Here is a 7,988-nt window from a genome sequence, read left to right as displayed (position 1 = left end):
GTCGATCGCGCCGAGCTTCTTCAGCGCGCGGCCCGGGGAGCGAGTGGTTAGGCTCAGAGGCTGTGAGCAGGCGATACGCTCGCCCCCATGACCAAGAAGTTCGAATACGCGACGGTCCCGCTGCTGGTCCACGCCACGAAGCAGATCCTGGACACCTGGGGCGAGGACGGCTGGGAGCTCGTCCAGGTCGTGCCCGGCCCGAACAACCCGGAGCAGCTCGTGGCCTACCTCAAGCGGGAGAAGGCATGAGCGGCGCCGTCGAAGCGAAGCTGGCCGAACTCGGCCTGACCCTGCCCGAGGTCGTCCCCCCGCTCGCCGCGTACCAGCCGGCCGTCCGCTCGGGCGCTTACGTGTTCACCGCGGGCCAGCTTCCGATGGTCAAGGGCAGCCTGCCGGTCACCGGCAAGGTCGGCGCCGAGGTCTCCGCCGAGCAGGCGAAGGAGCTCGCCGCGACCTGCGCGCTGAACGCCCTGGCCGCCGTCAAGTCCGTCGCGGGCGACCTCGACCGGATCGCGCGCGTCGTCAAGGTCGTCGGCTTCGTCGCCTCCGCCCCCGACTTCACCGGCCAGCCCGGCGTCCTCAACGGCGCCAGCGAGCTGCTCGGCGAGGTCCTCGGCGACAAGGGCGTCCACGCCCGCAGCGCCGTCGGTGTCGCCGTCCTCCCGCTGGACGCGCCCGTCGAGATCGAGATCCAGGTCGAGCTCCTGCCCGACGCCTGACCGGCACCGCCGCCGTCCCGCAGGCCGGGCCCGTACGCCGTCCGCGGCGCGGGGCCCGGCCTGCGGCGCACCCGCCGGCCTGCGGCGCGCCGCCCCGCAGCGGCGTGCGGCCCTCGAACATCGGGCCGGATGGCCGTAGCATCCCCGCATGCCCAACGGTGAGCAGGGACAGCAGCAGACACCCGGGACCAGGCCCGCCGGAGGCCAGTGGTACCCGCCGGAGTGGCCGGGCCGCATCCGCGCCCTCGCGGACGGCAGCCTGACCCCGGTGGAGCCCCGCCGCGCCTCGACCGTGATGCTGCTCCGCGACACCGCCGCCGGGCCGGTCGTGCACATGCTGCGCCGCCGCGCCTCCATGGCCTTCGCGGGCGGCGCGTACGCCTACCCGGGCGGCGGCGTCGACCCGCGCGACGAGGAGCACCTCGTCGGCTGGGCCGGCCCCGGGCTCGGGGAGTGGGCGGAGCGGCTGGGCACGGATGCCCGTACCGCCCAGGCCATCGTGTGCGCGGCGGTCCGCGAGACCTTCGAGGAGGCGGGGGTCCTCCTCGCGGGCGAGAGCGCGGGCACGGTCGTCGGGGACACCACCGGCGACGACTGGGAGGCCGACCGGCGGGCCCTCGTCGCCCGCGAGCTGTCCTTCGCGGAGTTCCTCGACCGGCGCGGGCTGCGGCTGCGCTCGGACCTGCTCGGCGCGTGGGCGCGCTGGATCACGCCCGAGTTCGAGCCGCGCCGCTTCGACACCTGGTTCTTCGTGGCCGCGCTGCCCGAGGGGCAGCGGACCCGCGACGTCTCCGGCGAGGCCGACCGGACCGTGTGGATCCGCCCCGCCGACGCGGCGGCCGGGTACGACGAGGGCGAGCTGCTGATGATGCCGCCGACGATCTCCACCCTGCGCTCGCTGGAGCCGTACGGGAGCGCCGCCGACGCCCTCGCCGCCGCCCCCGGCCAGGACCTCGCGCCCGTGCTCGCGCAGGCGGCCCTGGAGAACGGTGAGGTGGTGCTCAGCTGGCCCGGCCACGACGAGTTCACCAAGCGCGTCGGCTTCGGAGGTGCCCCGTGACGGACGCAGCCGCACTGCCCGGCCGGCCCCGCGGCGCGGCGGTCGCCTCCGGCCGGGCGACTCCGCGCGCCTACAACGTCCTCGCGCCCAACCCGTCGGCGATGACCCTGGACGGGACCAACACCTGGATCGTCGCCGAGCCCGACTCCGACCTGGCCGTCGTCATCGACCCCGGACCCCTCGACGAGGGACACCTGGAGGCGGTCGCCGCGACCGCCGAGCGGATGGGCAAGCGCATCGCACTGACCCTCCTGACACACGGCCACGCCGACCACGCCGCGGGCGCCGGCCGCTTCGCCGAACTCACCGGCACGAGGGTCCGGGCCCTCGACCCCGCGCTCCGCCTCGGCGACGAGGGGCTGGCCGCAGGGGACGTCGTCCGCACCGGCGGCCTGGAGCTGCGGGTCGTCCCCACGCCCGGGCACACCGCCGACTCGCTGTGCTTCCACCTGCCCGCCGACCGGGCCGTGCTGACCGGCGACACGATCCTCGGCCGCGGCACCACCGTCGTCGCACACCCGGACGGGCGCCTCGGCGACTACCTCGACTCCCTGCGCCGGCTGCGCTCGCTGACGGTCGACGACGGGGTCCGGACGGTCCTGCCCGGCCACGGCCCGGTCCTGGACGACGCGCAGGGCGCGGTGGAGTTCTACCTCGCCCACCGCGCGCACCGGCTCGCGCAGGTCGAGACGGCCGTCGAGGACGGCTACACGACCCCCGAGGAGGTCGTCGCCCACGTCTACGCGGACGTCGACAGGTCCCTGTGGCCGGCGGCCGAATGGTCCGTGCGCGCACAACTCGAGTACCTTCAAGATCACGGATTGATCCCCGGAGGACCCGAGTGACCACCCTTTACCTGCTGCTCGTCCTGCTCGCGGTCGCGGCGTGGATGACCTCGACCGTCGGCCTGCGCATGAAGGCCCTGGAGCGGCGCGCCGAGCGGCTGGAGCGGCGCCTCGGCCTCGTCCTGGCCCACCTGGGCGTCGAGGAGCCCGAGCCGGCCGGCCTGGAGGAGGTGCGGGCGCTGCTGCGGGAGGGCCGCACCATCTCCGCGATCAAGGCGTACCGGGAGGCGACGGGCGCGGGGCTGGCCGAGGCGAAGGCGGCGGTGGAGGCGCTCGCGGAGTTGGAGGCGGACCGCGCCTGAGCGCGCGCCGGGCCCGAGCGCGCGCCGGGCCTGAGCCTGAGACGGGCCCGAGCCCGCGAGGGCCGCGCCTGAGCGCGGAGCAGGCCCGGGCTCAGGGCCCCTTGGTGCCGATGCGGGCCGCGTACTCGGCCGCGAGCCACGGGCCGAGGTCCTCGACCAGGTCCCGTACGGCGGCCCGGTCGGCGGCGGGCTCCAGGGCCAGCGCGGCCGCGGCCCGCATCTGGGCGGCCCGCTCCGGGTAGTACCGGCCGAAGACCTCCGCGGACTCGGCGAGGTCGCTCGTCCAGCCGCGCCAGCGCGGCATCACCAGCGTGAACCCGGTGCGCACCAGGTGCCGGGACCAGCCGCGGGCCAGCCGCCGCAGTTCCTCGGGGCCGTCAGCGCGGGCGAGCCGCTGCCGCCAGGCGGGCAGCAGGTCGGCCAGGTCGCCGTTGGTCCCGCGGGCGAGGCGGATGCCGGGGCGGTAGCGGGGGAGGTCCTCGGCCAGGTCGGGGCCGAGCAGCGGGGTGCACAGGCAGGCCAGGAACCAGCCCATGTCGTAGCGTTCCCGCTCGCTCAGCAGGCGGTCCCGCCCGTACAGCAGCAGCCCCACCCCGTCGATCTGGGGGAAGTCCTCGTCGAGGGTGCGGGCCAGCACCTCGGCGGTGTCCCGGTCGTCGCCGGAGGGCTCGTGGTGCAGCGCGAGCAGCAGGTCCAGGTCGGAGCGGCCGGGCCGGGCCGTGCCGCGCGGGACCGACCCGTACAGGTAGGCGCTGTGCAGCCGGGGCCCGTAGGCGTCCCGGATGCGCAGGCGCGCCGCGGCGACGACGGGCGTGAACGGCTCGCGGATCCGGCCGAGGGAGCCCTCCCGCTCGAAGTAGCCCTCCGCGTCGACGCCTCGCTGCCCGCCCATGGCCCTACTGTGCCTCGTGCTGTGCCGGAAGGGGCGCCCGGGGGCGCTGAGGCTCCCGGGAACGCGCGGAGGGCCCCGCCCGGTTCTCCCCGGGAAGGGCCCCCTGCGTTGGTTCCGCCGCTCGGGCGGTGCCGGTCAGCGCGAGCGCTTGGCCAGGCGCTCGACGTCCAGCAGGATCACGGCGCGGGCCTCCAGGCGGAGCCAGCCGCGGCCCGCGAAGTCGGCCAGGGCCTTGTTCACGGTCTCGCGCGAGGCGCCGACGAGCTGCGCCAGCTCCTCCTGCGTCAGGTCGTGGACGACGTGGATGCCTTCCTCGGACTGCACGCCGAAGCGGCGCGACAGGTCCAGGAGCGCGCGGGCGACACGGCCCGGGACGTCGGAGAAGACCAGGTCGGACATCTGGTCGTTGGTCTTGCGCAGGCGGCGGGCCACCGCGCGCAGCAGCGCGGTCGCGACCTCGGGGCGGGCGTTCAGCCAGGGCTGGAGGTCGCCGTGGCCCAGGCCCAGGAGCTTGACCTCGGTCAGCGCGGTCGCCGTGGCGGTGCGCGGGCCCGGGTCGAACAGCGAGAGCTCGCCGATCAGCTCGCCGGGGCCGAGGACGGCCAGCATGTTCTCGCGGCCGTCGGGGGAGGTGCGGTGCAGCTTCACCTTGCCCTCGGTGACCACGTACAGCCGGTCACCGGGGTCGCCCTCGTGGAACAGGGCGTCACCGCGCGCGAGAGTCACCTCGCTCATCGAGGCGCGGAGCTCCGCGGCCTGCTCGTCATCGAGCGCCGCGAAGAGCGGGGCGCGCCGCAGAACGTCGTCCACGAGTCTCTCTCCTATGTCGACCAGCTCAGGGGACCGTGTTCCCCATTTTGCCGGACGGCTCAAACAGTGCGATCAATCACAAGGATGCCGGACGTACGGGCGTGCTGTGCGGCGGGCGCCCAAACGGAGTGGTGTTACCAGAGGTCCGGGCGGGTGTACGCGGCCGGGCTTAGGCTGGCCGGGTGTCCAATAAGCCGGTGAGAGCACAGGCCAAGGGGTCCGCGGGAGTGACGCTCGCGGCCGATTCAGCTGTGGGCGAACAAGCCCCCCGAAAGGCGCCTCCGAAGCCGCGGACGGCGCGCGCGAAGCCCGCGGGCAAAGCTTCGGCCAAGAAAACGGAATCACGCCTGGCCATGGTCCGCAGGGCCCGCAGGATCAACCGGGAACTGGCTGACGTCTATCCGTACGCCCATCCGGAACTCGACTTCCGGAACCCGTTCGAGCTGCTCGTCGCCACGGTCCTGTCCGCCCAGACCACCGATCTGAGGGTCAACCAGACGACCCCCGCGCTGTTCGCGGCGTACCCGACCCCCGAGGACATGGCCGCGGCCGTCCCTGAGGAGCTGGAGGAGCTCATCCGGCCGACCGGGTTCTTCCGGATGAAGGCGAAGTCCCTGCTGGGGCTGTCCGCCGCCCTGCGCGACCGCTTCGGAGGCGAGGTCCCCGGGCGGCTGGAAGACCTCGTCACCCTGCCGGGCGTCGGCCGCAAGACGGCCAACGTCGTCCTCGGCAATGCGTTCGGAGTCCCCGGCCTGACCGTGGACACCCACTTCCAGCGGCTGGTCCTGCGCTGGAAGTGGACCGAGCAGAAGGAGCCGGAGAAGATCGAGGCGGAGATCGCCGCGATCTTCCCCAGGAGCGAGTGGACGATGCTCTCGCACCGGATCATCTTCCACGGCCGCCGCATCTGCCACGCCCGCAAGCCGGCCTGCGGCGCCTGCCCGATCGCCCCGCTGTGCCCCGCGTACGGGGAGGGCGAGACGGACCCGGAGAAGGCGAAGAAGCTCCTGAAGTACGAGAAGGGCGGACAGCCGGGCCAGCGGCTCAACCCGCCCCCGGGCTATCCGGGCAGCCCGGCCCGGCCGTCGCAGGCCGCGGCGCGGCAGCCCGCGGACGGCGGCACGGCGAGCGCCGCGGGCGCCGCGGGCGCCGATACGGCGGACGGCGGCGCGGCGGCGTCCTGAGCAGGGCGCGGGCCCGCCGCCCCGGGCGGGCCCGCGCAGGAACGAAACCGGACCGGCGGGGCGTTGCCCGGGTGCAGGACGGCGCCGGCCGCGGCAGGCGGCACGGCAGGGCACAGGGGACAGCAGGCACGGCACGGCACGGCACGACGGCAGGGAACAGGGATTGCCCATGACGCGCGGAGCACGGGACGACAGCAGCGTGGCCCAGGCGGCCGCACCACCGGGCAGGCCGGGCGGCGGGCCGCACGGCCTGCCACCCGCCCCGGTGGTCACCACCGACGGCCTGCCCGACTGGCTCGACCCCGTCGCCGAGGCCGTGCGCACGGTCCGCCCGACCCAGCTCAGCCGCTTCCTGCCGCCCGAGGACGGCCGCGGCCGCCAGTCCGCCGTCCTCATCCTCTTCGGGGAGGGCGCCCGCGGCCCGGAGCTGCTCCTGATGGAGCGCGCCGGCAGCCTGCGCTCGCACCCGGGCCAGCCCTCGTTCCCCGGCGGCGCCCTCGACCCGGAGGACGGCGACCCGCACACCACCGGCCCGCTGCGGGCCGCCCTGCGCGAGGCCGAGGAGGAGACCGGGCTCGACCCCGCCGGGGTCCAGCTCTTCGGCGTGCTGCCGCGGCTCTACATCCCGGTCAGCGAGTTCGTCGTCACGCCCGTCGTCGGCTGGTGGCGCGAGCCCAGCCCGGTCGGCGTCGTCGACCCCGCCGAGACGGCCCGCGTCTTCACGGTCCCCGTGGCCGATCTCACGGACCCCGCCCACCGGGCCACCGCCGTCCACCCCAGCGGCCACCTGGGCCCGGCATTCACCGTGCACGACGCCCTGGTCTGGGGTTTCACCGCCGGGGTGATCGACCGCATGCTCCACTTCGCGGGATGGGAGCGGCCCTGGGACCGCTCGCGGCGGGTCCCGCTCGACTGGCGCGCATGAGACGGTGGCCCATGTGAACGTGCTGGACATCCTGTTGCTGGTCGCCGCCGTGTGGTTCGCGATCGTCGGTTATCGCCAGGGCTTCGTCGTCGGCATCCTGTCGGTGATCGGCTTCCTCGGCGGCGGTCTCATCGCCGTGTCGGTGCTTCCCCTGGTCTGGGACCAGGTGACCGACGACGGCACCCAGGTGTCCACCACCGTCGTGGTGGCCGCCGTCGTCGTGGTCATCATCTGCGCCTCCATCGGGCAGGCCTTCACCACCCACCTGGGCAACCGGCTGCGCCGGCACATCACGTGGTCGCCGGCGCGCGCCCTCGACGCGACCGGCGGCGCCGTCGTCAACGTCGTCGCCATGCTGCTCGTGGCGTGGCTGATCGGCTCGGCGCTCGCCGGGACCTCACTGCCCACGCTGGGCAAGGAGGTCCGCAACTCCAAGGTGCTGCTGGGCGTGTCGCGGGTGCTGCCGGCCCAGGCGAACACCTGGTTCTCGGACTTCTCCTCCGCCCTCACGCGCAACGGCTTCCCGCAGGTCTTCAGCCCGTTCTCCAACGAGCCGATCACCGCGGTACGGGAACCGGACCCGGCACTGGCGACGAGCCCCGTCGCCGAGGCGGCCAAGCGCTCGATCGTCAAGGTCGTCGGGACCGCGCCCAGCTGCAGCAAGGTGCTGGAGGGCACCGGGTTCGTCTTCGCCCCGGGCCGCGTCATGACCAACGCCCACGTCGTGGGCGGCGTCAGCGAGCCGACCGTGCAGGTCGGCGGCGAGGGCAAGCTGTACGACGGCAAGGTCGTGCTCTACGACTGGGAGCGCGACATCGCCGTCCTGGACGTGCCCAAGCTGAAGGCGCCGCCGCTGGAGTTCACCGAGAAGGACGCCGGCAGCGGCAGTGACGCGATCGTCGCGGGCTTCCCGGAGAACGGCGCCTACGACGTCCGCTCCGCCCGCGTCCGCGGCCGCATCAACGCCAACGGCCCCGACATCTACCACCGCGGCACCGTCCGCCGCGACGTGTACTCGCTGTACGCGACCGTCCGCCAGGGCAACTCGGGAGGCCCGCTGCTCACGCCCGACGGCAAGGTGTACGGGGTGGTGTTCGCCAAGTCGCTCGACGACCCGAACACCGGATACGCGCTCACCGCGGACGAGGTCCGCGACGACATCCGGCTGGGCAAGACGAACGACCGCCGCGCCGACACCCAGGGATGCGCCCTGTGACCGGGGGCCGCTGAGCGGCGGGGCAGGGGGGCGGG

10 protein-coding genes are annotated in these 7,988 nt (G+C 74.5%); 8 read left to right on the top strand and 2 right to left on the bottom strand.

The window, feature by feature from the left end:
• Positions 1 to 87: 87 nt before the first annotated feature.
• The 5 genes from EF903_RS24420 to EF903_RS34310 all read left to right on the top strand — a co-directional run bounded on the left by EF903_RS24420 (position 88) and on the right by EF903_RS34310 (position 2,926).
• A complete protein-coding gene (locus EF903_RS24420) occupies positions 88 to 249 on the top strand; it encodes a DUF4177 domain-containing protein (protein ID WP_007264966.1) in 162 nt (53 codons plus the stop codon).
• A complete protein-coding gene (locus tag EF903_RS24415; RefSeq protein WP_125546585.1) occupies positions 246 to 719 on the top strand; it encodes a RidA family protein in 474 nt (157 codons plus the stop codon). The genes EF903_RS24420 and EF903_RS24415 overlap by 4 nt, the downstream gene beginning before the upstream one ends.
• Before the next feature lie 148 nt (positions 720 to 867).
• Complete coding sequence (locus EF903_RS24410; RefSeq protein WP_125546583.1) at positions 868 to 1,779, top strand: NUDIX hydrolase; 912 nt, start codon at positions 868 to 870, stop codon at positions 1,777 to 1,779.
• On the top strand, positions 1,776 to 2,624 hold the full coding sequence (locus tag EF903_RS24405) for an MBL fold metallo-hydrolase (RefSeq protein ID WP_125546579.1): 849 nt from the start codon (positions 1,776 to 1,778) through the stop codon (positions 2,622 to 2,624). Before EF903_RS24410 ends, EF903_RS24405 begins: the two co-directional genes overlap by 4 nt.
• Positions 2,621 to 2,926 carry a hypothetical protein gene (locus EF903_RS34310; RefSeq protein WP_185902794.1) on the top strand — a complete coding sequence of 102 codons (306 nt, stop codon included), beginning with the start codon at positions 2,621 to 2,623 and terminating at the stop codon, positions 2,924 to 2,926. The genes EF903_RS24405 and EF903_RS34310 overlap by 4 nt, the downstream gene beginning before the upstream one ends.
• Positions 2,927 to 3,017: 91 nt before the next feature.
• On the opposite strand, the gene EF903_RS24395 is transcribed toward EF903_RS34310, so the two are convergent.
• Both EF903_RS24395 and EF903_RS24390 read right to left on the bottom strand, forming a co-directional pair.
• Positions 3,018 to 3,818 carry a nucleotidyltransferase domain-containing protein gene (locus EF903_RS24395; RefSeq protein ID WP_125546577.1) on the bottom strand — a complete coding sequence of 267 codons (801 nt, stop codon included), beginning with the start codon at positions 3,816 to 3,818 and terminating at the stop codon, positions 3,018 to 3,020.
• 135 nt (positions 3,819 to 3,953) lie between these two features.
• On the bottom strand, positions 3,954 to 4,628 hold the full coding sequence (locus EF903_RS24390) for a Crp/Fnr family transcriptional regulator (protein WP_014046869.1): 675 nt from the start codon (positions 4,626 to 4,628) through the stop codon (positions 3,954 to 3,956).
• Positions 4,629 to 4,981: 353 nt separating this feature from the next.
• Here EF903_RS24390 and nth point away from each other — a divergent pair, with 353 nt between their 5' ends.
• The 3 genes from nth to EF903_RS24375 all read left to right on the top strand — a co-directional run bounded on the left by nth (position 4,982) and on the right by EF903_RS24375 (position 7,953).
• The gene (gene nth, locus EF903_RS24385) at positions 4,982 to 5,812 is read left to right on the top strand and encodes an endonuclease III (protein ID WP_399421582.1); all 831 of its coding nucleotides are present in this window, start codon (positions 4,982 to 4,984) and stop codon (positions 5,810 to 5,812) included.
• Between the two features lie 169 nt (positions 5,813 to 5,981).
• Positions 5,982 to 6,737, top strand: coding sequence for a CoA pyrophosphatase (locus tag EF903_RS24380; RefSeq protein ID WP_125546575.1), 756 nt, complete (start codon positions 5,982 to 5,984; stop codon positions 6,735 to 6,737).
• A gap of 13 nt (positions 6,738 to 6,750) precedes the next feature.
• Positions 6,751 to 7,953 carry a MarP family serine protease gene (locus tag EF903_RS24375; protein ID WP_125546587.1) on the top strand — a complete coding sequence of 401 codons (1,203 nt, stop codon included), beginning with the start codon at positions 6,751 to 6,753 and terminating at the stop codon, positions 7,951 to 7,953.
• The last annotated feature ends 35 nt before the right edge of the window (positions 7,954 to 7,988 follow it).

It is taken from the genome of Streptomyces sp. WAC05292 (assembly GCF_003949955.1).
Classification (GTDB): domain Bacteria; phylum Actinomycetota; class Actinomycetes; order Streptomycetales; family Streptomycetaceae; genus Streptomyces; species Streptomyces globosus.
The sequence above is the reverse complement of the archived record's forward strand: the minus strand, read 5'-3'. Positions and strand labels throughout refer to the sequence as shown.

Bases quoted from the DNA above. Each gene is read 5' to 3' on its own strand.
- EF903_RS24420 (WP_007264966.1), top strand. From the start codon at position 88: ATGACCAAGAAGTTCGAATACGCGACGGTCCCGCTGCTGGTCCACGCC.
- EF903_RS24415 (WP_125546585.1), top strand. From the start codon at position 246: ATGAGCGGCGCCGTCGAAGCGAAGCTGGCCGAACTCGGCCTGACCCTG.
- EF903_RS24410 (WP_125546583.1), top strand. From the start codon at position 868: ATGCCCAACGGTGAGCAGGGACAGCAGCAGACACCCGGGACCAGGCCC.
- EF903_RS24395 (WP_125546577.1), bottom strand. From the start codon at position 3,818: ATGGGCGGGCAGCGAGGCGTCGACGCGGAGGGCTACTTCGAGCGGGAG.
- nth (WP_399421582.1), top strand. From the start codon at position 4,982: ATGGTCCGCAGGGCCCGCAGGATCAACCGGGAACTGGCTGACGTCTAT.
- EF903_RS24380 (WP_125546575.1), top strand. From the start codon at position 5,982: ATGACGCGCGGAGCACGGGACGACAGCAGCGTGGCCCAGGCGGCCGCA.